The 22,608-nt window shown below is 66.4% G+C and carries 21 protein-coding genes and 3 tRNA genes; 4 read left to right on the forward strand and 20 right to left on the reverse strand.

From position 1 onward, the window contains the following. Position 1: 1 nt before the first annotated feature. The 3 genes from QB898_RS06575 (at position 2) to QB898_RS06585 (ending at position 2,348) form a co-directional block, all read left to right on the forward strand. Entirely contained in the window at positions 2–349 is a 348-nt protein-coding gene (locus tag QB898_RS06575; protein WP_279524300.1) for a monovalent cation/H(+) antiporter subunit G, read from the forward strand. Positions 350–491: 142 nt separating this feature from the next. Next, positions 492–887 carry a ComEA family DNA-binding protein gene (locus QB898_RS06580; RefSeq protein ID WP_279524301.1) on the forward strand — a complete coding sequence of 132 codons (396 nt, stop codon included), beginning with the start codon at positions 492–494 and terminating at the stop codon, positions 885–887. A 315-nt stretch (positions 888–1,202) separates the two neighbouring features. Next, positions 1,203–2,348 carry a phosphoserine transaminase gene (locus QB898_RS06585; RefSeq protein WP_279524302.1) on the forward strand — a complete coding sequence of 382 codons (1,146 nt, stop codon included), beginning with the start codon at positions 1,203–1,205 and terminating at the stop codon, positions 2,346–2,348. 176 nt (positions 2,349–2,524) lie between these two features. On the opposite strand, the gene fghA is transcribed toward QB898_RS06585, so the two are convergent. The 4 genes from fghA to QB898_RS06605 form a co-directional block, all read right to left on the reverse strand. After that, positions 2,525–3,361: an S-formylglutathione hydrolase gene (gene fghA, locus QB898_RS06590; RefSeq protein WP_279524303.1), complete on the reverse strand. Its 837-nt coding sequence runs from the start codon at positions 3,359–3,361 to the stop codon at positions 2,525–2,527. 103 nt (positions 3,362–3,464) lie between these two features. After that, entirely contained in the window at positions 3,465–4,574 is a 1,110-nt protein-coding gene (locus tag QB898_RS06595; protein WP_279524304.1) for an S-(hydroxymethyl)glutathione dehydrogenase/class III alcohol dehydrogenase, read from the reverse strand. Positions 4,575–4,658: 84 nt separating this feature from the next. Continuing rightward, positions 4,659–5,828 (reverse strand): M48 family metallopeptidase, encoded by a 1,170-nt coding sequence (locus QB898_RS06600; RefSeq protein ID WP_279524305.1) that lies wholly within the window; start codon positions 5,826–5,828, stop codon positions 4,659–4,661. 10 nt (positions 5,829–5,838) lie between these two features. After that, a complete protein-coding gene (locus QB898_RS06605) occupies positions 5,839–7,290 on the reverse strand; it encodes a YjgN family protein (RefSeq protein ID WP_279524306.1) in 1,452 nt (483 codons plus the stop codon). Here QB898_RS06605 and QB898_RS06610 point away from each other — a divergent pair. Then, positions 7,289–7,495, forward strand: a complete 207-nt coding sequence (locus tag QB898_RS06610) for a hypothetical protein (protein WP_102283462.1) — start codon at positions 7,289–7,291, stop codon at positions 7,493–7,495. The genes QB898_RS06605 and QB898_RS06610 overlap by 2 nt on opposite strands. A 3-nt stretch (positions 7,496–7,498) precedes the next feature. Here the strand turns inward: QB898_RS06610 and QB898_RS06615 are convergent, their stop codons facing one another. From QB898_RS06615 to trkA, 16 genes are all read right to left on the reverse strand, one after another. After that, positions 7,499–7,855 carry an AzlD domain-containing protein gene (locus QB898_RS06615; protein ID WP_279524307.1) on the reverse strand — a complete coding sequence of 119 codons (357 nt, stop codon included), beginning with the start codon at positions 7,853–7,855 and terminating at the stop codon, positions 7,499–7,501. Continuing rightward, a complete protein-coding gene (locus QB898_RS06620; RefSeq protein ID WP_233199809.1) occupies positions 7,852–8,622 on the reverse strand; it encodes an AzlC family ABC transporter permease in 771 nt (256 codons plus the stop codon). The genes QB898_RS06615 and QB898_RS06620 overlap by 4 nt, the downstream gene beginning before the upstream one ends. Then, positions 8,615–9,610 (reverse strand): methionyl-tRNA formyltransferase, encoded by a 996-nt coding sequence (gene fmt, locus QB898_RS06625; protein WP_279524308.1) that lies wholly within the window; start codon positions 9,608–9,610, stop codon positions 8,615–8,617. The genes QB898_RS06620 and fmt overlap by 8 nt, the downstream gene beginning before the upstream one ends. Next, complete coding sequence (locus QB898_RS06630; protein WP_158241638.1) at positions 9,607–10,458, reverse strand: N-acetylmuramoyl-L-alanine amidase family protein; 852 nt, start codon at positions 10,456–10,458, stop codon at positions 9,607–9,609. Before QB898_RS06630 ends, fmt begins: the two co-directional genes overlap by 4 nt. A gap of 14 nt (positions 10,459–10,472) precedes the next feature. Beyond that, positions 10,473–10,862 carry a lysozyme inhibitor LprI family protein gene (locus QB898_RS06635; RefSeq protein ID WP_279524309.1) on the reverse strand — a complete coding sequence of 130 codons (390 nt, stop codon included), beginning with the start codon at positions 10,860–10,862 and terminating at the stop codon, positions 10,473–10,475. A 583-nt stretch (positions 10,863–11,445) separates the two neighbouring features. Then, positions 11,446–11,522, reverse strand: a tRNA-Asp gene (locus QB898_RS06640). Between the two features lie 50 nt (positions 11,523–11,572). Then, a tRNA-Glu gene (locus tag QB898_RS06645) sits at positions 11,573–11,648 on the reverse strand. 13 nt (positions 11,649–11,661) lie between these two features. Beyond that, positions 11,662–11,737: transfer RNA gene (locus QB898_RS06650), tRNA-Ala, on the reverse strand. Between the two features lie 56 nt (positions 11,738–11,793). Next, on the reverse strand, positions 11,794–13,209 hold the full coding sequence (gltX, locus tag QB898_RS06655; RefSeq protein ID WP_102283467.1) for a glutamate--tRNA ligase: 1,416 nt from the start codon (positions 13,207–13,209) through the stop codon (positions 11,794–11,796). A gap of 29 nt (positions 13,210–13,238) precedes the next feature. Continuing rightward, positions 13,239–14,456: an O-succinylhomoserine sulfhydrylase gene (locus QB898_RS06660; RefSeq protein WP_050715259.1), complete on the reverse strand. Its 1,218-nt coding sequence runs from the start codon at positions 14,454–14,456 to the stop codon at positions 13,239–13,241. Positions 14,457–14,576: 120 nt separating this feature from the next. After that, positions 14,577–16,067 carry an amidophosphoribosyltransferase gene (gene purF, locus QB898_RS06665; protein WP_279524310.1) on the reverse strand — a complete coding sequence of 497 codons (1,491 nt, stop codon included), beginning with the start codon at positions 16,065–16,067 and terminating at the stop codon, positions 14,577–14,579. A gap of 39 nt (positions 16,068–16,106) precedes the next feature. After that, on the reverse strand, positions 16,107–17,024 hold the full coding sequence (locus tag QB898_RS06670; RefSeq protein ID WP_279524311.1) for a CvpA family protein: 918 nt from the start codon (positions 17,022–17,024) through the stop codon (positions 16,107–16,109). Positions 17,025–17,106: 82 nt separating this feature from the next. Next, complete coding sequence (locus QB898_RS06675; RefSeq protein WP_279524312.1) at positions 17,107–18,177, reverse strand: SPOR domain-containing protein; 1,071 nt, start codon at positions 18,175–18,177, stop codon at positions 17,107–17,109. A 113-nt stretch (positions 18,178–18,290) separates the two neighbouring features. After that, positions 18,291–19,610, reverse strand: a complete 1,320-nt coding sequence (folC, locus tag QB898_RS06680) for a bifunctional tetrahydrofolate synthase/dihydrofolate synthase (protein ID WP_428982756.1) — start codon at positions 19,608–19,610, stop codon at positions 18,291–18,293. A gap of 132 nt (positions 19,611–19,742) precedes the next feature. Next, entirely contained in the window at positions 19,743–21,020 is a 1,278-nt protein-coding gene (gene clpX, locus QB898_RS06685; RefSeq protein ID WP_102283472.1) for an ATP-dependent Clp protease ATP-binding subunit ClpX, read from the reverse strand. Between the two features lie 201 nt (positions 21,021–21,221). Beyond that, a complete protein-coding gene (gene trkA / locus QB898_RS06690; RefSeq protein WP_279524313.1) occupies positions 21,222–22,607 on the reverse strand; it encodes a Trk system potassium transporter TrkA in 1,386 nt (461 codons plus the stop codon). Between the last annotated feature and the right edge of the window lies 1 nt (position 22,608).

Genomic DNA, 22,608 nt, shown 5'->3' on the forward strand with positions numbered 1-22,608 from the left:
GCTGCTGCTGGCCAGCGCCGTTTTCACGCTGGCCGCCGCCATTGGCTTGGTGCGCCTGCAAAGCTTTTTCCAGCGCATGCATCCGCCCGCGCTCATCTATACGGGTGCTGCCTGGTGCGTCACCTTGGCTTCCATCACCTACTTTTCAGCGCAGGGGCATGGCCTGGTGCTGCATGTGTGGATCATCATCATCTTGCTGTCCATCACGGTGCCCATCGCCACCGTGCTGCTGGCTCGCGCAGCGCTTTTTCGCAACCGGCAAGAACGCTTGGCGGGCACGCCCCTGCCGCTGCAACCGATGGTGGAGCCCAGCCTGGCTGAGGGCGAAAGCGCCGATCCTCAAACATGAAACGGCGCAAGGCAGGCGCTGGCCCGGCAATCCACCCGCCACGCCGGGCGTGCCGTGCAGGCACGGCGGCTCGCCTACACTGCCCGCGCGTGCGCAAAAGCACGCACTTTTTTCTCCCTCTTTTTCTTGAAAGGAACGCACCGTGTTCAAAAAACTGCTGATCCTGGGCGCCATGCTCTGCTGCTCCACCTTGTTTGCCGCAGACGTCAATACAGCCACTGCCGCCGAGCTGGACGCGATCAAGGGCATCGGCCCGGCCATGTCCGCCCGCATCATGAGCGAGCGCGAAAAAGCCCCGTTCAAGGACTGGGAAGATTTCAAAACCCGCGTCAAGGGCGTTGGCGACAAAAGCGCAGCCAAGCTCTCTGACGCCGGGCTGACCGTAGGCGGCGGCGCTTACCCGCAAGCCAAGGCGGCCGCCCCGGCCGCTGCGGAAAAGCCTGCAGCCGAAGGCCGGAAGGGGAAGAAAGCCGAGAAGGCGGCCAAAGCCGAAAAAGCGGCCAAGGCTGAAAAACCAGCCGAATCGGCCAAGCCGTAAAAACGGCCCTCTGCTCACGCAAAAAAGCCCGCACACGCGGGCTTTTCCGATTGAAGGCAGAGCTTGCAAATACTGACGCCACAAGGGCTTCCCAGCTTTTGCCGCTACCAACGAGCCACAGAAAGAGCGCGCCTGGCCTGGCAATGCACAGACATAAACTTAGCTCCTCTATTCATAGCAATAGGTCCTAGTCGAAACTGCGCGGAATGGCATTTCATCCCATCTTTATTCGCTCCTGTTTTTAATGTGGACAGCAGGCAAAGCCAGGCCGCGCAAACCTAGAATGCCCTTTTCTTCACTTCCTGCGATGCTGTCATGACCCTGCCACGCCCTGCCGCCAAGCCCCGCTGCCCCCATTTTTCTTCCGGCCCCTGCGCCAAGCGCCCCGGCTACAGCCTTGCGGCGCTGGAGACGCAAACGCTGGGCCGCTCGCACCGCTCGGCCATCGGCAAGCAGGCGCTGGCTAGGGCATGCAGCGAAACGCACCGCCTGCTGGGGCTGCCAGCCGACTGGCGCCTGGGCATCGTGCCCGCCTCGGACACCGGCGCGATGGAAATGGCGCTGTGGAGCCTGCTGGGGCCGCGCGGCGTGGACGCGCTCGGCTGGGAAACCTTTGGCTTGACCTGGGTGAAAGACGTGACGCAGCAGCTGAAGCTGCCCGACGTGCGCGTGTTCCAGGCCCCTTACGGCGAGCTGCCTGACCTGGCGCAAGTCGATTGCGACCGCGATGTGGTCTTTGCCTGGAACGGCACCACCAGCGGCGTGTGCGTGCCCAATGGCGACTGGATTGCCGACGATCGCCAGGGCCTGACTATTTGCGATGCGACCAGCGCCGCCTTTGCCATGCCGCTGCCCTGGCACAAGCTGGACGTGGCCACCTTCTCGTGGCAAAAGGCGCTGGGCGGCGAAGGCGCGCACGGCGTCATCGTGCTGTCGCCGCGCGCCGTGGCCCGGCTGCAAAGCTACACGCCGCCCTGGCCCATGCCCAAAATCTTCCGCATGACCACGCCCGACAAGCAAACGGGCGGCAACCAGCTCAACGAAGGCATCTTCCGGGGCGAAACCATCAACACCCCTTCCATGCTCTGTGTGGCCGACTGGCTGGACACCCTGGCCTGGGCCGAAGCGATGGGCGGCGTGCCCGCCCTGGCGGCCCGCAGCCGCCAGAGCCTGGCGCACATCGAGGCCTTTGTGGCGCAGCGCGACTGGATCAGCTTTCTGGCGCGCGATGCGGCCACGCGCTCATGCACCAGCGTGTGCCTGAAGCTGGCGCTGCCAGACGAGCAAGTCAAACAGCTGGCCAAACTGCTGCAAGACGAAGGCGTGGCCTACGACATCGGCTCCTACAAAGACGCCCCCGTGGGCCTGCGCATCTGGTGCGGCGCCACCGTGGAGCCGGAAGATGTGCGCGTGCTGCTGCAATGGCTGGACTGGGGGCGCGCGCAGCTTGGTCAAGTGTGAGCGGCGCATGCGCAAGACGGCGGCGCGGCGCTGTCTTGCGCCGCTCACCCCCTTCATTTGCTCTTTTATCAAGAGCAAGATGTCCTAGTGAAACCTGCGCAAGGCGTCTTTTTGCCCCTTCAAATCAGCTCCTGTTTTTGATGCTCCTTGAGCTGGCCGCCGGATCGGGCTGAAGGCTAGGGCGCGCGCAGCGCCGCCGCGTGGTGCGCCATGTGATCGGCCATGAAGCTGGCCATGAAGTAGTAGCTGTGGTCATGGCCCGCGTGCATGCGCAGCGTGAGCGGGTGGCCCGCCCGCTCGCAGGCGGCTTGCAGCAAATCGGGCCGCAGCTGGGGCAGAAATTCATCCGCCTCGCCCTGATCGACCAGCAGCGGCAGGCGCTCGCTCAAAGGCCGGGCGATGAGGGCCGTGGCATCGTGCGCCTGCCAGGCGGCGGGGTTGTCGCCCAGATAGGCGGCAAACGCCTTGCGCCCCCACGGCGCTTGCGCGGCGGCGCAAATGGGCGCAAAGGCGCTCACGCTGCGATAGCGCCCCGGATGCCGCAGCGCCAGCGTGATGGCCCCGTGCCCGCCCATGCTGTGGCCGCTGATGCCGCGCACGGGCAGCGCGGCAAAGTGCCGCTCCACCAGCGCGGGCAGCTCCTGCGCCACGTAATCTTCCATGCGGAAATGCGCGGCCCAGGGCGCTTGCGTGGCGTTCACGTAAAAGCCCGCGCCCTGGCCCAGGTCATAGGCCGCGTCATCCGGCACGCCAGCGCCGCGCGGGCTGGTATCGGGCGCCACCACGATCAGCCCGTGCTGCGCCGCCCACTGCTGCGCCCCGGCCTTGGTGATGAAGTTCTGCTCGGTGCAAGTCAGCCCCGAAAGCCAATACAAAACCGGGCATTTTTCTCCCGCCAATGCCGCTGGCGGCAAGTAAATGCCGAATTTCATGGGTGTGCCCGTGCTGGCGGCGTCGTGCTGCCAGACTTCCTGGCGGCCGCCAAAACTGGCGTGCTGTTCAAGGCGTTGCATGATGGTTTTTCCTGATTTGGCGTGTTTTCAAAAACCGTGCGTCATGAATTCATTCATCCAGATTCAAATAACGCAAATAACATGAATCGCGCAAATGGCGAAATCAATAATGCACCACGCTGCGAATGGATTGGCCCGCGTGCATCAGTTCAAACGCCTCGTTGATATTTTCCAGCGGCAGGGTGTGCGTCACGAACGGGGCCAGTTTGATTTCGCCTTTCATGGCCTGCTCGACCATGCCGGGCAACTCGCTGCGGCCCTTGACGCCGCCAAAGGCGCTGCCCAGCCAGCGGCGGCCGGTGACGAGCTGGAAGGGGCGGGTGGAAATCTCCTGCCCCGCGCCTGCCACGCCGATGATGACGCTCTGGCCCCAGCCCCGGTGCGCGCATTCCAGCGCGGCGCGCATGACTTGAACGTTGCCGATGCATTCAAAGCTGTGGTCCACGCCCCAGCCGGTCATTTCGATGATGACTTGCTGGATGGGCTGCGCGTGGTCTTTGGGATTGACGCAATCGGTCGCGCCGAAGGTGCGGGCCAGCTCGAATTTGGCGGGGTTGGTGTCGATGGCGATGATGCGGCCCGCCTTGGCGAGCTTTGCGCCCTGGATGACGGCCAGGCCGATGCCGCCCAGCCCGAACACGGCCACGCTGTCGCCCGGCTGCACTTTGGCGGTGTTTTTCACGGCGCCCAGGCCGGTGGTCACGCCGCAGCCCAGCAGGCAGACTTGCTCCGGATTGGCGGCGGGGTTGATCTTGGCCAGCGAGACTTCGGCCACCACCGTGTATTCGCTGAAAGTGGAGCAGCCCATGTAGTGATACACGGGCTGGCCCTGGTATGAAAAGCGCGTGCTGCCGTCGGGCATCAGGCCCTTGCCTTGCGTGGCGCGCACGGCAGTGCACAGATTGGTTTTGCCGCTTTTGCAAAACAGGCACTGGCGGCACTCGGCGGTGTACAAGGGGATGACGTGATCGCCCGGCTGCACGCTGGTAACGCCCTCGCCCACTTGCACGACGACGCCCGCGCCTTCGTGCCCCAGCACGGCGGGAAAGACGCCTTCGGGGTCATCGCCGCTCAAGGTGAAGGCGTCGGTGTGGCACACGCCGGTGTGGGTGATGCGCAGCAGCACTTCGCCCGCGCGGGGCGGGGCCACGTCGATTTCGACAATCTGCAAGGGTTTGCCGGGTTCAAAGGCAACGGCGGCGCGTGATTTCATGGCCTGGCTCTCCTGTGAATGATGGGGAGCGGGCAGTGTAGGCCCCGCCGCCCGGCCTGGCGCGAGAGAAGGCGGGCCGCGTGGTCAGTCCATGTCGCAAGCCGTGCCGTTTTGCAGGCGGCGGGCGCGGTCATGCGTGTCGGGGTGGGTGCTGAACCAGTTGTCGCCGCCGGGGGCCGGGGAGTCGGCTGGTTTGCGCCGTTCAGGCTGGTTTTCAGGTTTGGGGGCCTGGCCCGCCTTGCGGGATGGGGCGGGCGCTGGCGGCTTGTCGTTCCATTTTTCAGCGGCCAGCAGCAGCGTGCCCAGCGGGGCGGCGGGCATGTGCAGCGCGTGCAGCAGGCGCTGGGCGTAGCAGTCGGCTTCGCGTTCGTGGCTGCGGCTGTAGGAGGTGGCGGCCAGCAGCGTGGTGGCGGAAGCGGTGACGGTGGGCAAGTCGCCCAGCGCGAAGCCCAGGCCCAGGCCGATGACGCTTTGCTCCAGCACGGAGCGGGTGCCGTGGCGGTGCTGCACGTGGCCGATTTCATGGGCGAGCACGCCCATGAGCGCTTCGTCGCCCGCGCCGGGGGTGCTGCCGGCCAGCTCCACCATCGCGTCGGTCATGACGATGGCGCCGCCGGGCATGGCGAAGGCGTTGGGCGGCATACCGGAGCGAAAGCGCAGCTCCAGCGGGGGCGCGTAGCCGCTGTAGTGGTGCAGGGCGGCGTCTTGCTGCACGGCGGCGGCCAGGCGGGCGAATTGCGCTTGCAGCTCAGCCTGGCGCGCGGGCGGAATTTTGCTGGGCTTGAGGTAGCCGCCGTCCAGCTGATCAAGCACTTGCCGGGTGACTTGCCGCTCCCAGGCCAGCGGCACGGCGCGCGCCAGATGGCGGGCGGCCCAGGGCGTGCCGTGGTGGTAGAAGGTCCACAGCCCCGCGCCCACGAGCAGCAGCATGCCCAGCAGCGCGGGCCAGCGCGTTTGCATTTTCTCGGCCAGCGTGGGCCGCCCGCCAGCAGCGGCCAAGGCGGCCTGCCAGGCGGCGGGATCGTGCACTTGCAGGCTGCCGTGCGGCCCCAAGTCGATGGAGAGGGTTTCGGGCGTGCGGCGCGCGCTCCAGCGTTCGGGCCACTGCACGTCTTTGCGGGGCACGGCAAAGGGCGCGCCGCCTTCGGGACGCAGCCACAGCACGGGGCCTTGCGGACTGGCCTGAAGCAGCGCCTGCGCGGGCCGCGCGCGGGTGCTGCGGCCATCGAACCAGTGAACGTTCAGGGGGGTCATCGCGGGGCGCTCAGATCAGATCCAGCCCCAGCACATCGGCCACGGCGTCGCCGAAAGCGCCTTGCTGGCGCACCATTTCACCGCTCACCTGGTCCAGCCCGCCGCGCACGTACAGCGTGACAGAATTGGCGCGCGCCGCGTATTCGCTGACCACGGCATAGGGGCGGTAAAAGCCCAGGGTGAGCAGCGTCAGCAGCATGTTCCTGACGCACAGCCATACGTAGGCGCCGGCCTTGAGGCTGGTTTTGGAGCGGGCCATGCCGCCCAGCCCGGCGCCGTTCCACACCAGCTGGAACCGGCGCGCCACGCGGAAGGCGCGCGCGGGCACCGTGACGGCCACCACGAGCGTGAGGATGACCAGCGCCGCCATCACCAACATGCCAATGTTGCCGGGGCGGCCCCCGCCCGCCGCCGCTCCCATGATGCCCACAAAGGCAAGCATCATCAGCACCCAGGCGGCCACCATGCCGATGGCGCCGATGATGCCTATCTGCACGTACATCACCACCCACTCGCTGAAGGCCAGCCGCAGCCGCCCTGGCTGCTGGCCCAAAAAGGCGCGCCGCACGCGCAGCACGCAGTAGTTGTATTCCAGCCGCATGAACGCCAGCCAGCCGCCCAGCACGGCCAGCAGCATGCCGCCCAGCGCCAGCAGCATGTGTTCCGGCAGCTCCGGCTCGCGGGCATCGCCGGCGGGTTCATCGCCGGATTCGTCAAGCTCGCCAGATTCGCTTTCTCCGGCTTCGCTCTCGTCTGCGCCAGGTTCGCCGGATTCAGGCGCGCGCGCTTCAGCTGCATTGCCTTCTGGCGGCAGCCCGTCCGGCGTCGCAGCCTGCGGGCCGCTGCCGCTGGCAGCGGAATGAGATGCGGCAGAGGATGCCGCGCTGGCGGCCGTTTCTTTTCCGTCTTCCAGCACTGCGGCGGCGAAGCCCACGCCCATCATCAGCGCGCCCGCCAGCGCCAGCGGCCAGCTGGCCTTGTACACCTCGCCCCAGGTGGCGCGAAACGACATGCGCACCCCGCGCCAGCGCGTGCAGCCAAAGCGAAAACGCATGGCGCTGCCCCACAGAAACGGCAGCACCGCCAGAAAGGCTGCCCACAGCCCGATTGCCAGCTTCTGGAAGCCGAAGTGATTGGCCGCCTCGAACAGGCCGTAGAACGAGAGCATGACCACAAAGCCCAGAAACATGCGCCACGGCCTGCGCACCGAAAACTCCAGCGGGCTGCCCGCCACCTGCGTGTGCCCGTAAAAGTATTTGATGCTGCGGTAGCGCGCAAAGGGCGTGTACAGCCCCAGCGTGGCCAGCATCAGCAGCACATTGACGATCCACACCCTGAAATATTCGCTGCCCAGCCCCGTGAAGCGGACGGCATGGGCCTCAATGGCGGGGCGCTGCGCCGCCGCTGGCAAAGGCGGCGGCGCGAAGGGCGGTGAAGGCGGCAATGGCGGTGTGACTGGCATGGCTCAATTGTTTCATGAGGTGACGGTCACGCCCCTTCATGGCCAGGCCGTGAAAAAAGGAAAAGGCGGACCGCTACAGGCGGAGCGCGGCAATCCCAGGTGGCTATTCACTCGCCAGAGATTGTTCTCAGCGAATTTCTTCTCCATGGACATGCCGGAAGGCAAAAAGAATTTGATGGTTGGCCGCTGCCAGGACTTGCCGTAACCATCACGCCCAGCCCAGCCCCAGGCGCAAGGGCAAATACACGGCCATGCCCGCGCCGATCACGCCCGGCAGCGTCCAGGGCCGGCCCTGAAACCGCCTGTAAAACAGCGCAGCCGCCAGCGCGGCCCACAGGCGGGCGTCGCGCCACTGGAAAAAGTTCTGCATTTGCAGCGCCAGCACATCCGGGGCCACCACGGCAGCCAGCGCGGCAATGGGGGCGTATTGCAGGCCGCGCTCCAGCCAGCGGGGCATGGGCAGCGGCCGCGCGGAGATGAAAAACAGGCAGCGCGTGATGACCGTCAGGGCCGTCAGCCCCGCCAGCGCCAGCAGCGTCCAGCCGTCGGTTGCGCCCGCGCTCATGGGCACTGCCCTCGCGGGCGGGCCAGGCCCTCCAGCGCCAGCCCGGCCGACACGGCAGCGGCAATGGCCGCGACGATGCCCAGGCGATACGGCATGGCATGGGCGGCCACGGCCGCCGCGCCCGCCACCAGGGCGGCTATGCCACGCAAGCGCCGCCCTGCCAGCGACAGCGTCACGCCCAGCAAGGCCAGCGTGCCCGCAAACTCCAGCCCCCATCCCGGCGGCATGGCATGACCGGCGAAGATGCCCGCCAGGCCCGCCGCCTGCCAGCTGCACCAGCCCAGCGCGTTGCCGCCCCACAGATAAGCCAGCCGCGCGCGGCGCTGGCGCGGCGTGCGCCCCGGCGCGGGAAAACGCCGCACCAGCAGCACATAGCTCAAGTCGCCCGTGGTGTAGCCCAGCAGCAGGCGGCGCAGCAGCGGCAGGTGAATGAGGTAGGCGCGCAAATGCAGGCTGAAGACGACAAAGCGCAAGTTCACGCACAGCGCCGTCAGCCAAATGACCCACAGCGGCGCGGCAGCGGCAATCAGGGGCAGCGCCGCCAGCTGCGCGCTGCCCGCATAGACAAGCAGCGCCATCAGCACGCTTTCAGCCACCGACATGCCGGACTTGACCATGGCCACCCCCGTCATGAACGACCAGACGGATGTGCCCAGGGCCACGCCCGCCATGTCTTGCGCACCGGCGCGAAAGAAAGGGTTGTGCAGCAGCTGAAAAAAAGCGCGCCGCCGCTGCCCGCATGCCGCGCGCGCGCCGGCATCAGTCAAGCAGCGCTCCGGCTTGCAAGGCGGGCAGGCCGCGCACGAAATCGCTGGCGGGCAGACGCTTGCCGCCAGCGCGTTGCAGCTCGCTCACGCACACCGCGCTTGCGCCCGCGCCTGTTTCAGCGTCAGCCCCGCAAGCGATGTGTATGCCCTGCCCGTCAACGGCCAGCACCTGCCCCGGCCGGCTGCCGGCGGGCACGGGCAACGGGCTGAGGGCGCTGCGCCAGAGCTTGAGCGTTTCCGCGCCCAGGCGGGCGCTGGCGCAAGGAAAGGGGTTGAACGCGCGAATGCGGCAGTCAATCTGCCGCGCCGGCAGCGCCCAGTCGATGGCGCTTTCGGCTTTTTCCACCTTGCGCGCGTAGCTCACGCCTTCTTCGGGTTGCGGCGTGGCGCGCAAGCCGCCGCAAGCGGCGATTTCCAGCGCCTCGACGATGAGCCGCCCGCCCAGCGCGGCCAGTTTGTCGTGCAGCGTGGCCGTGGTGTCTTGCGCGGCGATGGGCAGGCGCTCGGCCAGCAGCATGCCGCCCGTATCCAGGCCCTCGTCCATTTGCATGATGGTCACGCCCGTTTGCGCGTCGCCCGCCTCGATGGCGCGGTGTATGGGCGCTGCGCCCCGCCAGCGCGGCAGCAGGCTGGCGTGAATGTTCAGGCAGCCCAGGCGCGGCATTTGCAGCGCCCAGGCCGGCAGGATGAGGCCGTAGGCGGCCACCACCATCACATCGGCTTGCACCGCCTCCATCGCCGCGCGGGCCGCTTGCGCCTCGTCGGCAAAGCGCCCATCCAGCCGCAGGCTGCGCGGCTGAAGCACCTGGCTGGCGGCCAGGCCGTGCGCCAGCGCCCATTGCTTGACGGGCGAAGCCTGCTCTTTCATGCCCCGGCCGGCGGGCCGGTCAGGCTGGGTGAGCACCAGCGGCACTTCAAAGCGGGCCGCGCACAGGCGCTCCAGCGCCACGCGGGCAAATTCGGGCGTGCCAGCGAAGATGACTTTCATGGTTTTTTCCCCGGCTTTTCCGGTTTTGCTTCCGGCTTGATTTCCGGCTCAGGCAGGGCGGCGGCAGCTTCGCAAGGCGTCAGGCGTTGGCCGGCCAGGCTGCGGGCCAGGCGCTCGCGCCAAGGGCGCAAGGCGCGCGTGACAGCCTCGACAAGGGCCTGCTGGTTGTGCGGGTTGGAAACATAGGCTTCGTCCGTGCGATCCACCAGCACGCCCGCTTCCAGCAAAACGGCGGGCATGGCAGTTTTGCGCAAAACGGCCAGCCCGTCATATTGGTAAATGCCCAGGCGCTGGTGGAGCAGCGGGCGGTTTTCACCTTCCACCGCCTCGGCGTGGTGCAGCGTGGGCGGACGGCCCAGGGCCAGTATTTCTTCGCCCAGGCTTTCGGCCAGGCAATAGGAATTGCGAAATTGCGGGTTCTGGCCCGAAACAAACAGCGAATAACCGCGAATGGGGCGCGTGGCCTCATAAACCTCGCCATTTTCCGTCTGCTTCTTTTCCAGAAACTGCAATTGCGCCGAATCGTGGTGTATGGATAAAAACACGTCGGCCTTGAGCCGGTTGGCCAAGGCGGGGCGCTGCCCCAGCGCCATTTCCTGGCCGCTTTGGCGCGTCAGGCGCACGCGCCAGCCGTCTTTTTGCAGCGCGGCAGCCAGCTGGGCCACAAGGCGGTCGTTGTAGGCCAGTTCATGAACGCCGCGCACGCCCAGCGCGCCGGGAGCGGCGGGGCTGTGCCCGGCGTCCAGCACCAGCAGGGGCTGCCGCTGGCTGGCGGGCAGCGCGGCGGCAGGCCACGCCAGCCAGCAGGCAGCGGCGGCCAGGGCCAGGCGCCGCTTCCACTTCCACATGACAGGGCGCGGCATTACCAGCTTTGCTGCGCAATCATGTCGGGGCGGCAGGTGCCGGCCTTGCATTCGCGCAGGCGGTCGCGCAAATATTCGGTTCGCTCGCGATTGACGCGGTAATTGCAATCCACATTGATGGTGCCGGATTCAGGCTGGCAAACGCTGTCGCGGTATTTCATCCATTTGCGCTGGATGATTTTCAAGTCCTCGCGGACGTCGGCATTGATTTGTTTGCCCAGCGCCTTGTAAACCTCGTTGAGTTCCTTGTCTGATTCAATAAAGAGCTTCGCAAGGCAATAAGTCCGGTCATACGAGGTGGTGTATTTGTCGCATTCACCGGCGGCATGCGCGGATGAGCAAAAAGCCCACGCCGCCAAAGCGGCAGCCATGATTCGAGAGATTTTCATCATGATTCTCCTGGATTGAAAAACCGTTTTGCAGGCCGCGCGCCGCTTGGCATGGCGCAAGATGCAGCGGCAGGAAAGCCTTCATCACAGCGACTGAAGAAACCCGCGAATTGTGCATGGAGCCGTTTCATGACCCGCCCATAACGGCCAGGCGCAAACAGGGAACCGAGAGAATGATTCAGCTCCTGTATCCATAGCAATAGGTCCTAGATGGACCTGTGCAGAACGGCATTTTGGTGCCTTTGTTTTTGCTCCTGTTTTTGGTGCAAGTGCTGCGCTCCTGGCGGCTCATGCAAACTGTGAGCAGGCTGCATTGAAGCCCTTTTTTCAAGTCTGGCCCTGGGGGGCGGCGGTTCAGAATGGGCCGCAAGGCGCAGTTTTGCGCCTCATCAAGGATTTGCGGCGCCCAGGAGCATCCCCATCTGCACTTTCACGCTCACGGACGCGCCGTGGCTTTGAATACCAGGGCGGCACGGGCGGCAGGCCATTTTGAATATGAATGCGCCGCCAATCCGGAAAAGAACGGAAAAGAAAATGGGCAAAAAAAAGCCGCCTGAATAATCAGGCGGCTTTTTGAATCCTTTGGCGGAGTGGACGGGACTCGAACCCGCGACCCCCGGCGTGACAGGCCGGTATTCTAACCGACTGAACTACCACTCCGCGCCGGTGCGACTTTTTGCTTTCTTGCGAAAGCCAAGCGCCGCAAAACTTGGCGACCCTACGGGGATTCGAACCCCGGTACTCACCGTGAAAGGGTGATGTCCTAGGCCTCTAGACGATAGGGTCAAAACCGATTTTTTGGTGGAGGTAAGCGGGATCGAACCGCTGACCTCTTGCATGCCATGCAAGCGCTCTCCCAGCTGAGCTATACCCCCGTTTCATCTGCGCTGGCTTTTGCCTTGCAGCGAAAGCGCGAATTTTATATCAATTTTCAGGCTTTGCGCAAGCAGTCCAGAACTTTTTGCTGGTGGTGCAGCGCCAGCACGGCGTCGAGGCTGGGTGTCTGGTGCGTGCCCATGACGAGAACGCGCACGGGCATGGCCAGCTGGGGCATTTTCAGGCCGTGCTCGGCCAGCGTTTGCTTGACGGCGGCGGAGATGGCGGCGGCGTTCCATTCGCTGACGGCTTTCAGCCTGTCATGCAGACTGGCGATGGCGGGGCGAATGGCGTCGGTGACGAACTGGTCCAGCTCTTGTTGCGGCGGCTGCACGTCGGCGTAGTAGGCGCGCGCCCAGCCGGCCAGGGCCACGGTGGTTTCGCAGCGGTCTTTGAAGAGGGCGCAGATGGCGGGCAGGCGTTCGTCGGTTTGCGCGATGCCGCGCTTTTGCAGCTGCCCGGCCACCAGCGGGGCCAGCTCGGCGTCGGGCATGGCCTTGATGTGCTGGGCGTTCACCCAGCGCAGCTTGGCTTCGTCGAACTGGGCAGCGCTTTTGCCCAGGTGATCCAGGTCGAACCAGGCTAGGAATTGCTCGCGGCTGAAGATTTCATCGTCGCCGTGGCTCCAGCCCAGGCGGGCCAGGTAGTTGATCATGGCGTCGGCCAGGTAGCCTTCGTCGCGGTATTGCGTCACGGCCTTGGCGCCGTTGCGCTTGCTCATTTTTTCGCCCTGTTCGTTGAGCACGGTGGGCAAGTGGGCGTAAACGGGCGGCTCGTGGCCCAGCGCGCGGAAGATGTTGATCTGGCGCGGCGTGTTGTTCACGTGGTCGTCGCCGCGTATGACGTGGGTGATGCCCATGTCCATGTCGTCCACCACCACGCAGAAGTTGTAGGTGGGCGTGCCGTCGGGGCGGGCGATGACCAGATCGTCCAGCTCGGCGTTGCTGATTTCAATGCGGCCCTTGACTTTGTCGTCCCAGGCCACCACGCCGTCTTTCGGGTTTTTGAAGCGCAGCACGGGCTGCACGCCTTCGGGCACGGGCGGCAGCGTTTTGCCCGGTTCGGGCCGCCACGTGCCGTCGTAGCGCGGTTTTTCACGCGCGGCTTCCTGGCGGGCGCGCAGCGCGTCGAGTTCCTGCTTGCTCATGTAGCAGGGGTAGACGTGGCCGGCCGCTTGCAGCCGGGCCAGCACTTCCTTGTAGCGATCCATGCGCTGCATTTGGTAGTAGGGGCCTTCATCCGGCTTCATGCCGAGCCAGTCCATGCTTTCCAAAATGACATCGACGGCGGCCTGGGTGGATCGCTCCAGGTCGGTGTCTTCGATGCGCAGCACGAAATCGCCCCCCTTGGCGCGGGCGAAGGCCCACGGGTAGAGCGCGGAGCGGATGTTGCCCAGGTGAATGAAGCCCGTGGGCGAAGGGGCAAAGCGGGTGCGCACGCGGGCGGGGGTTGGGGAAGATGGCTTGGTCATGGGATTTGGAAAGAGAAAACGGCGGCGGTTCAGCCTTGCAGCCCGCGCAGCAAGTCGGCGCGGATGTCGTCCAGGTGCTCCAGCCCCACGGCCACGCGAATCAGGCCCTGGGTCACGCCGGCGGCCTGGCGCTGCTCTTCGCTCAGGCGGCCATGCGAGGTGCTGGCGGGGTGGCTGACGATGGTTTTCACATCGCCCAGATTGGTGGCAATGCTGCACACGCGCAGCGAGTCAATGAGATGAAAGGCCCGGCGGCGCGCTTCATCGGGCGTGCTGCCGGGCAGGCTGAAGGCCAGCACGGCGCCGCCCAGGCCGCCTTGCTGCTGCATGGCCAGCGCGTGCTGCGGGTGCGAGGGCAGGCCGGGGTAATACACGCGCTCCACGGCGGGCTGGCTCTCCAGCCACCGGGCCAGTTGCAAGGCGGCTTCGCTTTGGGCGCGCACGCGCAGCGAGAGCGTTTCCAGCCCCTTGTGCACCACCCAGGCGTTAAAGGGCGAAAGCGTCAGCCCCGCCGCGCGCGCCACGGGCGAGAGCTGGCCGATGAGTTCGCTGCTGCCGCACACGGCGCCGGCCATGACGCGGCCTTGCCCGTCCAGAAACTTGGTGCCCGAATGCACCACCAAGTCAGCCCCCAGCGCCAGCGGGCGTTGCAGCACGGGCGTGGCAAAGCAGTTGTCCACCACCAGCAAGGCGCCGGCCTGATGGGCGATGGCCGCCAGCGCGGCGATGTCGCACACCTCGGTGAGCGGATTGGTCGGCGTTTCGGCAAACAGCAGGCGCGTGTCCGGGCGCACGGCGGCTTGCCAGGCGGCGGGGTCGGTTTGCGAGACAAAGCTCGTTTGCACGCCAAAGCGCGCGAAGTCCGTGCCGAACAGCCGCATGGTGGAGCCGAACATGGAGCGCGAGCAAATCACGTGATCGCCCTGTTTGAGCAGCGCCAGGCCCAGCAGCAAGATGGCCGACATGCCGCTGGCCGTGGCCAGCGCCCGTTGCGCGCCTTCCAGCGCGGCCAGGCGCTGCTCGAAGGCGGTGACGCTGGGGTTGCCCGTGCGGCTGTAGGTGTAGCCCTCGTCCGGGCTGGCGAAGTTGCGCGCCGATGTTTCGCTGTCCGGCTGCACAAAGCAGCTGGTGAGATACAGCGCCTCGGAGTGCTCGCCGTAGCCGCTGCGCGGGATGGTGGTGCGCACGGCCAGGGTGTCCGGGTGCAGGCCGGGGGGCAGAGGCAGGGTGTCGGTGGGTTGGGTCATGGCAGGCCTTCAGGGCGGATTAAAGAAAAGAGGAGCAAATTCAAGGCCCAAAAAATGGGCCTTGCACTCATTCCACTAGGACATCATGCTATGAATCAAGGAGCGAAATAAGCCGCTTGCTCAGGCATCCGCGTCTTCCTGTTTGGCGGCCTGGGCGACCTCGGCGGCGCGGCGCTCCTGCTGCATGCGCGCCAGCGTCTCTTCGGTGATGTCGCCCGTGACGTAGATGCCGTCAAAGCACGAAGCGTCAAAGCCCGGCAGCGCCGCATTGAGCTGGCCGATGGCCTGCTTCATCGCCTCCACGTCCTGGTAGATGAGCGCGTCGCAGCCGATGAGCTGGCAAATTTCTTCCGTGCTGCGGCCATGCGCCACCAGCTCCTCGCGCGTGGGCATGTCAATGCCATACACGTTGGGAAAGCGCACGGGCGGCGCGGCGCTGGCCAGGAAAACCTTGCTGGCCCCGGCGTCGCGCACCATCTGCACGATTTCGCGGCTGGTGGTGCCGCGAACGATGGAGTCATCGACCAGCAGCACGTTCTTGCCCGCGAACTCGCTGGCGATGGGGCTGAGCTTTTGCCGCACCGACTTTTTGCGCACGGCCTGCCCCGGCATGATGAACGTGCGGCCCACGTAGCGGTTTTTCACAAAGCCTTCCCGGCACGGCAGCCCCAGCAGCTGCGCCAGACGCGCGGCGCTGGGGCGGCTGGTTTCGGGCACGGGAATGACCACGTCAATTTGCGTGGGCGGCACGGTGGAAACCACGCGCCTGGCCAGCGCCTCGCCCAGCGCAATGCGGGCCTGATAGACGGAGATGCCATTCATCACCGAATCGGGCCGGGCCAGATACACGTATTCAAAGATGCAGGGCATGCAGCGCGGCTGCTGAGCGCACTGCATGGCGCTGCGCTCGCCGCTGGCGCCAATGAACACGGCCTCGCCCGGCTCCAGATCGCGCTCCAGCGTGCAGCCCAGCCCTTCCAGCACCACGGATTCGCTGGCCACCATCGTCAGCCCGTCGGCGCTGCGGCCCATGCACAAAGGGCGGATGCCGTGCGGATCGCGAAAGGCCAGCAGGCCATGCCCCGCAATCATGGCAATCACGGCATACGAGCCGCGCACGCGCTGGTGCACGCCGCGCACGGCGGCAAATACATCCTCTTGCGTGAGCGTGTGCCCGCGCGAAACGCGCTCCAGCTCATGCGCCAGCACGCCCAGCAGCACCTCGGAATCGCTGCTGGTGTTGGTGTGGCGGTGATCGGTGGAAAACAGCTCGGCCTTGAGCGCCGGCGCGTTGGTGAGATTGCCGTTGTGCACCAGCACGATGCCAAAAGGCGCGCTCGTATAGAAAGGCTGCGCCTCTTCTTCGCTGTAGGCGTTGCCCGCCGTGGGGTAGCGCACCTGGCCCAGCCCCATGTTGCCAGGCAGCGCGCGCATGTTGCGGGTGCGGAACACATCGCGCACCATGCCGCGCGCCTTGTGCATGAAAAAGCGGCGCTCGTGCTGGGTGGCGATGCCCGCCGCGTCCTGCCCCCGGTGTTGCAGCAGCAAAAGCGCGTCATAAAGAATCTGATTGACAGGGGCGCTATGGACTGCGCCAGCAATGCCGCACATGGTGGTTGGCTCCGGGTTGAGGTGGGAAAAAGCAGTTTTTCAGTAATGCACGCCCTGCCGCAGGGTAATGCTGCGGCGCTCGGCGGGCTGGGGTTCGGCGGCAGCGGGCTGCGCCTGAGCCGGCGGCGGCGCCACGGCGGGCGTGGGCGCAGGCACAGGGGCGGGCGCAACAGCAGGAGCCGGGACGGAAACAGGGGCAGGGGTTGCATGGCGGCGGCCGTGCGCGCCATGCTCCGTGCCATGCGCGCGATGCGGTCTCGCGCCATGCCCGGCAGGCTCAGCTGGCGCGATAGGCGCGGCAGGGGCCACCGGCGCAGCTTGGGCGGGCGGCGGCGCCACGTCAGGCGGCGGCGCGGAGGCCGCCTGGGGCGCCGCAGGCGCGGCAGCGGCCGGATGGGCGGGAACAGAAGCTGGCGCGCCGCCGCCCAGCAGGGACGGGTCATGCAGCAGGGCGGCCCACGCATCGGCAGGCGGCAGCGAAGGCGGCTCCTTGGGCAGCAGAGGCACAAAACCGGAAGCCACCCGCAAGCTCCAGGAATGCGGCCACCACGGCTTGCGGGCCAGCGGGGTAGCGCCGCACAGCCACACCATGAGCACCACGATGAACAGCGCGCGGCAGACGCCGAACACCGCGCCCAGGCCCCGGTCCACGGCGCGCAGGCCCACGGCCTCGGCGCCGCGCGACATCATCCAGGCCACGAAGCCTCCCGCGAAAACCGCCAGCACGTAAATCAGCGCGAAGCCTGCGGCCAGCCGCACGCCAGGCAGGGAGTTCTCCATGGGCAGCCAGGCCGCCACATCGGCTGCGAAGGCGCGGGCCAGAAAAAAGCCGCCCACCCAGCCGCACAGCGCAATGGCCTCGATCAGAAAACCGCGCATGAACCCCGCCAGCAGCGACACCAGCAGCACTGCCAGGGCCACCCAGTCCAGGGGAGTTGGAAAGATTTCGGCAGACATGTCGTTCACGCTCCTTGAAGGTGAGTGAAAAAACCAAAACAGGCGTCAGCGCCCTGGAGCCTGCGCCACAGCATGCGCGCCCTCACTGCGCCTGCACGGCGGAGGGCAGGCCCGCGCGTTTGAGCGCGGCGGCGGCCTTGTCAGCCTCTTCGCGGGAGCTGAAAGGGCCGGCCCGCACGCGGGTGCGCTGGCCGGCGGCCGTACTGACCGCCTGCGTGTAGGTGTGCACGCCCGCGCGCTCGGCTTTCTGGCGGGCGCTGGCCGCGCCTGCCGCATCGGCAAACGCGCCAATCTGGATGAAAAAGCGGCTGCCGCCAGCGGCGGGCTTGCCGGCAGGTTTGTCTGCGGCCTTGTCGGCAGCCTTGTCTGCCGGCTTGGCGCTGCGGCCTTCCAGCAGCGCGCGCGCGCGGTCGCCGTCGCTGGCTTCGGCCGCGCGCGAAGGCTTGCCGCCCTGGCCGTGCAGCAGGGCCAGGGCGCGCTGCGCGTCGCCGCTGCTTTCGCGCGCAGCGGCGCGAGGCTTGTCGGCAGCCTTGTCCGCCGGTTTTTCTGCAGGTTTCTCCACCGGCTTGTCCGCAGGCTTGACGGGTTTGCGGTCAGCTGGTTTTTCCGCCGGCCTGGCCGGTTTTTCGGCGGGCTTGGCTGGTTTCTCGACGGTTTTTTCAGGTTTGGCGGGCTTGGCTGCGGGTTTTTCAGCCGGTTTTTCCGCTGGCTTGTCCGCCGCAGGCCGGGGCTGGGGCGGCTGCGGTTGATAGGGCGTGAGCGGCTGCGGGCGCGCAGACGCGGCGGGCGGTTCAGGCGCGGCTCCAGTGGCGGCAATGAGTTCTTCGCGCTCATTCAGGCTGTCTGCCGTGTCAATCTGGCTGCTGCGCGCGGAGGTGGCGGATGAAGGCGGCGGCAGTGGAGCGACCTGATCGCGGTCTGGAATGACCACGGGCGCTTGCACGGCCACGGGCCTGGGCTGCGAAGAAAACAGCATGGGCAGCCCGATGATGGCGGCAGCCACCAGCACCAGCGCGCCCAGCAGGCGCACGCGGGCCTGGCGGCGCAGCTCATCGACCGACAGGGCGGGCGCCGCCGGCTCTGACCGCTTGCGGCCCGCACGAGCAGGCGAGGGTTTGTCCTGGCCGGGGGGGCGAAAAGGAGGAAAGGCCATGAGCGGTAAGGCGGACGAAAGTGTGAAGGCGAAGGCGTGAAGGCGTGCTGGAGGCGGGCGGGGCCGGTCAGGCGGACAGGCGCGCCGCCCAAGGCAAGCCGTGCGGCGGCTCGTCAGTTTGGCGTGGCCCTGGGCGGCGGCACGGGCTGGCCCGGCTCCAGATGCGGCACGCCATGCCGCAGCACGCCGCCGACGGTGAAAAACGAGCCAAAGACGACGATTCTATCGGTCGCCTCAGTCGCCAGCGCTGCGGCGTTCAGGGCCTGGGCGGGGCTGGCAAAGCACTCGGCGGGCACGTTCTTGCGCCGGGTTTGCGCCTGCCACAAGGCCTGCAATTGGGCGGCAGGCAGGGCGCGGGGCGTGGGCAAATCGGTGAAATACCAGTGGTCGATGATCGGGTCAATGCGCGCAAGGATGCCCGGCAGGTCTTTGTCGCGCATGGCGCCGAACACGGCGCGGGTGGTGGGATAAAAGCCCATCGCGTCCAGATTGGCCGCCAGCGTGGCCACGGCGTGGGGGTTGTGCGCCACATCCAGCACCAGGGCGGGCTTGCCCGGCACGATCTGAAAGCGCCCTGGCAGCGTGACGTGCGCCATGCCGCCCCGCACGGCCTGCGCCGTCACGGGCAGGCGGCTGCGCAGGGCCTCCAGCGCGGCCAGCGCGCCAGCGGCGTTCACCAGCTGGTTGGCGCCGCGCAGGGCCGGGTAGGCCAGGCCGCTGTAGCGCCGCCCGCGCCCGGCCCAGGCCCATTGCTGCTTGTCGCCGCTGACGTTGAAGTCGCGCCCTGACAGCCACAAATCCGCCCCGATGGCCGTGGCGCGCTCGATCACGCTTTGCGGCGGCACAGGGTCGCTGACGATGGCGGGGCGGCCCGCGCGCAAGATGCCCGCCTTCTCGCGGCCGATTTCCTCGCGCGTGGCGCCCAGAAATTCGGCGTGGTCGATGTCCACGCTGGTGATGATGGCGCAGTCGGCGTCGATGATGTTCACGGCATCCAGCCGCCCGCCCAGGCCCGCTTCCAGCACCACGGCATCCAGCCCGGCCCCTGCGAGCACATGCAAGATGGCCAGCGTGGTGAACTCAAAGTAGGTCAGCGCCACGCCGCCGCGCGCCTGCTCCACGGCGGCGCAGGCCGCCGCCAGCGTTTGGGCGTCGCAAGGCTGGCCGCGCACGCGGCAGCGCTCTTCAAAATCCACCAGATGCGGCGAGGTGTAGACGCCCACGCGGTAGCCCGCATGCATGAGCACGGCCTCCAGCATGGCGCAAGTGGAGCCTTTGCCGTTGGTGCCCGCCACGGTGAAAACAGGGCAGGCAAACGCCAGCCCCATGCGCGAGGCCACCTCGCGCACGCGCTCCAGCCCCAGCGCGATGTTTTCAGGATGCAGGCGCTCGGCATGCGCGAGCCATTCGGCCAGAGTCTTCGGGGTGCTCATGATGCAAGGAGATCGCTGTATTGACTATGCTTTTGATAGCGGCCTGCGCTGATTTCACTAGGACAAACGGCCGATTTGATGCCTGAACCTGATGCCTGGCCCTTGATCGAAGCCCGCGCCTTGGCGCCCCGCTCACGCAGCCGACTTGGCGGCCTCGCGCGGCACGCGCAGCGGCGGCTGGTTTCCGGTGATGACGGCTTCTTCGATGACGACTTTGGCCACGTCTGGCGTATTGGGCAGGTCAAACATGGTGTCGATCAGCGCCTGCTCCATGATGGAGCGCAGGCCGCGCGCGCCCGTTTTGCGCGCCAGCGCCTTGCGGGCAATGGCGCGCAGCGCGGCGGGGGTGATTTCCAGCTCCACGCCTTCCATCGCGAACAGGCGCTCGTATTGCTTGACGAGGGCGTTTTTCGGCTCGGTGAGGATTTGAACGAGCGCGTCTTCCGTCAGCTCCGCCAGCGTGGTCACCACGGGCATGCGGCCCACCAGCTCGGGAATCATTCCGTATTTGATGAGGTCTTCCGGCTCCACGTCGGCGAACACCTGCGTGAGCGAGCGCTCCTGCTTGCTGCGCACGGTGGCGCCAAAGCCGATGCCGCCCGATTCCATGCGCGCCTCAATCACCTTTTCCAGCCCGGCGAACGCGCCGCCGCAGATGAACAGAATGTTGGTCGTGTCCACTTGCAGGTATTCCGAGTTGGGCACTTTGCGCCCGCCTTGCGGCGGCACGCTGGCCACGGTGCCTTCAATGAGCTTGAGCAGCGCCTGCTGCACGCCTTCACCCGAAACGTCGCGCGTGATGCTGGGGTTGTCGGCCTTGCGGGTGATCTTGTCGATTTCGTCGATATAGACGATGCCGCGCTGCGCGCGCTCCACGTTGTATTCGCAGTTTTGCAGCAGCTTGGCGATGATGTTTTCCACGTCTTCGCCCACGTAGCCGGCTTCGGTGAGCGTGGTGGCGTCGGCCATCGCAAAGGGCACATTGAGCTGGCGCGCCAGGGTTTGCGCCAGCAGCGTTTTGCCGGAGCCGGTCGGGCCGATGAGCAGGATGTTGCTTTTGGCCAGCTCCACATCGCCGCCCAGGCTGTCGTCCTTGTGGCGCAGGCGCTTGTAGTGGTTGTACACGGCCACGGCCAGCGTGCGCTTGGCCTTTTCCTGCCCGATCACGTAGTTGTCCAGGTGCGCCTTCAGCTCCGCCGGCGTGGGCAGGCTGTCGCTGGCGCAAGCTGCCGCGTCATTTTTCAGCTCTTCTTGCAGGATGCTGGAGCTTTGCTTGACGCACTCGTCACAGATGAAGGCGAAATGGCTGCCCACCTTGCCTTCAATGAGTCGGTGCACCTCATGCTGGCTTTTGCCGCAAAAGGAGCAGTGAAGGGGCTTGTCGCCCGAAAAGTTTTGCTTGTCGGCCATGAGAGCGAAGGGTGGGGTTGCCCGCGAAAAATGCAACTGCGCATGATAGCAACGGGGTGCTTGCAGCAGGTGCAGGCAGAGCAAGTCTCCGGACAGGGCCGATCGACAGGAAATATCAAAAATAGGAGCGAATTCAATGGGTTCAAAATGCCGCTTTGCGCAGCCTATACTAGGACATCATGCTATTGTTAGAGGAGCAATCTAGAAGAAAGTGGCGCGCACCTGAAAGAGCTTGTCTGCTTTCCGGATGGCGCGTTTGTGGGGCAGAAAGAGAATGACGTGGTCATCGGCTTCGATGACGGTGTCATGGTGGGGCATGAGCACTTGCGTGCCCAGGGTGGAAGGGCGCACGATGGCGCCAACGCGCGCGCCTTGCGGCAGTTCGATTTCGTCGATGCGGCGGCCCACAAGGCGTGAAGTCTTGGCGCTGCCCCGGGCCACGCCTTCCAGCGCTTCGGCGGCGCCCCGGCGCAGGCTGTGAACGGCAACCACTGCGCCGCGCCGCACGTGGGTGAGCAGCTCGCCGATGACGGCGTGCGCGGGCGAGATGGCAATGTCGATGGCGCTGCCTTCGAGCATGTCGGCATAGGCGCGGCGATTGACCAGGGCCATGACGCGCCGCGCGCCCATGCGCTTGGCGAGCATGGCCGAGAGGATGTTGTCTTCGTCGTCGCTGGTGACGGCCACGAACAAATCCATTTCGCCCACGTTTTCGTTGCACAGCAGGTCTTCGTCGGCGGCGTCGCCCAGCAGCACAAGCGAATCGGGCAGCTCGCCAGCCAGGTATTTGCAGCGCAGACGGTCGTGCTCGATGACCTTGACGGCGCATTGCCCCGCCAGGCTGCGCGCCAGGCTCAGGCCCACGCGGCCGCCGCCCACAATCATCACGCGGCGCACGGGCTGGTTGGCGCTGCCGATGGCGCGCAGCACTTGGTTCGCCTGCTCGCGGGCGACCAGCACGAACACTTCGTCTCCCGCACACACACGCGAGGCCGAGTCGCAGGCTATTTCTTCGCCCAGGTGGTAGATGGCGACGATGCGGAAATTCATCTCCCCGTGTTCCTGGCTGAATTCGCCCACGGTACGCCCGGCCAGGTCGCTGTGGCCTGACACGCGCACGGCCACCAGGCAGACGCGGCCTTGCGAGAATTGCAGCGCTTGCAGCGCTTCCGGGTATTCCACCAGCTGGAGGATGTAGCGCGTGACGGAGTCTTCAGGGCAGATGACGCGGTCTACCGCAAAGCCGTCAGGCCCCAGCAGCGCCTCACTGTCCTTGATTTCGGGGGAGCGCACGCGGGCGATGCGGGTGGGTACGTTGAATACGTCGTGCGCGATCTTGCAGGCCACCAGGTTGGTTTCGTCCTGCGGGGTGCAGGCAACGAACATGTCGGCATCTTGCGCGCCCGCATTGCGCAGCACCGAGGGCTGGATGCCATTGCCGATGACGCCGCGCAGCTCCAGGCGGTCTTCCAGGCGGCGCAGGCGCTCGGGGTCGGGGTCGATGACGGTGATGTCGTTTTGCTCGCTGGCCAGGTTTTCGGCCACGCTTTCGCCAACGCGGCCTGCGCCAAGGATGATGATTCGCATG

The sequence above is a fragment of the Ottowia cancrivicina genome (assembly GCF_029813755.1).
Classification (GTDB): domain Bacteria; phylum Pseudomonadota; class Gammaproteobacteria; order Burkholderiales; family Burkholderiaceae_C; genus Ottowia; species Ottowia massiliensis.